Source organism: Nesterenkonia sp. PF2B19 (genome assembly GCF_001758425.2).
Classification (GTDB): Bacteria; Actinomycetota; Actinomycetes; order Actinomycetales; family Micrococcaceae; genus Nesterenkonia; species Nesterenkonia aethiopica.
The window spans coordinates 1-1783 of record NZ_MDSS02000120.1 but is presented as its reverse complement, the minus strand read 5'-3'; the positions used below and the strand labels follow the sequence as shown (position 1 = coordinate 1783).

Here is a 1783-nt window from a genome sequence, read left to right as displayed (position 1 = left end):
CGGCGCGCAGGACGCGCGCGAGGCGGCCCGGGCGGCGCTCGCCGACGGCTCCCGCTGACCTCACTTCTCATCCACCCACATCACTCGCCCCGACGGGGCACCTGACGAAAGGCATACGCCATGACGACGACGTCGACGTCGCCCGCGGCGCAGAGCTCGGAGAGCAGTTCACCGGGCAGTCTGCGCGTGGGGGTCCAGAAGTTCGGCTCCTTCCTCTCGGGCATGATCATGCCCATCATCCCCGCGCTCATCGCCTGGGGGATCATCACCGCCGTGATCGTGAACGTCAACGAGTTCACCGAGGGCACGGCGGCCACGGATGCGTTCGGCGAGATCATCGGCCCGATGATCCACTTCCTGCTGCCCATCCTGATCGCCGTCCAGGGCGGCAAGATGATCTACGACGTCCGCGGCGCCGTCGTCGGCGCCACGGCCACCTTCGGTGTGATCATCGGTTCGGACTTCCTCATCGCGCAGGCCAATGCGGCGTTGCCGGAGGGTGTGGACGACATCAACGAGATCCACATGTTCATCGGCGCGATGATCATGGGTCCGCTCGCCGCCTGGGTGATCAAGCGCCTGGACGCCCTGTGGGAGGGCAAGATCCGGGCCGGCTTCGAGATGCTGGTCAACATGTTCTCCGCCGGGCTGGTGGCGTTCCTGATGTCCGTGGTCGGCTTCTTCGCCCTGGCGCCGATCGTCAACGCCCTGATGGACGTCCTCGGTGCTGCGGTGCGGTTCCTGGTGGACAACGGTCTGCTGCCGCTGACCTCGATCATCATCGAACCCGCGAAGGTCTTCTTCCTCAATAACGCCATCAATCACGGCGTGCTCACCCCGCTGGGCATCTCCGAGGCCGCGGCGGAGGGCAAATCCATCCTGTTCCTGCTCGAGGCCAACCCCGGCCCCGGCTTCGGCGTGCTGATGGCCTTCACCGTCTTCGGCGTCGGGGCCGCCCGGGCCACAGCTCCGGGTGCGGCGCTGATCCAGTTCGCCGGCGGCATCCACGAGGTCTACTTCCCCTATGTGCTGATGAAGCCGGCCCTGCTGCTGGCCGTCATCGGCGGCGGCGCCACGGGTGTGGCCACCAACGCGCTCTTCGACTCGGGCCTGCGGGCACCTGCCGCGCCGGGCTCGATCTTCGCCGTGCTCATCCAGACCGCCTCGGACTCCTACCTCGGTGTCAGCCTCTCGGTGATCCTCTCCGCCGCGGTCAGCTTCACCATCGCCGCGTTCATTCTGCTCGCCAGCCGCAAGCGGGACCTGCAGGCCGAGGACTCCTTCTCCGACGCCGTGGCCCGCACCGAGGCCGCCAAGGGCAAGTCCTCCGCGGCGCTCGCCGGCCTGGCCGCGCAGGCCGCCTCCGGTGAGGCCGCCGGCCGCATCAACTCCATCATCTTCGCCTGCGACGCCGGCATGGGCTCCTCCGCGATGGGAGCGTCGGTGCTGCGCAAGAAGATCAAGGACGCCGGGATCGAGGACGTCACAGTGACGAACAAGGCCGTGGCGGCCCTGCCCGGTGACACCGACCTGGTGATCACCCAGCAGCAGCTCACCGACCGAGCCCGCGGGCAGGAGCCGGAGGCCATCCACGTCTCCGTGGAGAGCTTCATGGACGCTCCGGAGTACGACGAGGTCGTCGAACTGGTCCGCAGCCGGGCCGAGGTCGGCAGCGCCCAGCCTGCTGCGGTGGGTGCCGGAGCTGCGGCACCGGCAGCGAGGCGAGCCCGCAGGCGCGGCGACCGGCGGGATCCTGACCTTGGACCGGTCCGCATCCACTCCG

2 protein-coding genes are annotated in these 1783 nt (G+C 68.8%); one reads left to right on the top strand and one right to left on the bottom strand.

Going from position 1 to position 1783, the window contains the following annotated elements:
- Positions 1-80: 80 nt before the first annotated feature.
- A complete protein-coding gene (locus BCY76_RS19760) occupies positions 81-224 on the bottom strand; it encodes a hypothetical protein (RefSeq protein ID WP_237090257.1) in 144 nt (47 codons plus the stop codon).
- On the opposite strand from BCY76_RS19760, the gene BCY76_RS17175 reads away from it, so the two are divergent.
- Positions 223-1783, top strand: a 1561-nt coding sequence (locus BCY76_RS17175; protein WP_237090256.1) for a PTS mannitol transporter subunit IICB, incomplete at its 3' end; no start/stop codon positions are given. The genes BCY76_RS19760 and BCY76_RS17175 overlap by 2 nt on opposite strands.

Excerpts from the sequence above, each read along its gene's own strand:
- BCY76_RS19760 (WP_237090257.1), bottom strand. The coding sequence starts at position 224 with ATGCCCGAGAGGAAGGAGCCGAACTTCTGGACCCCCACGCGCAGACTG.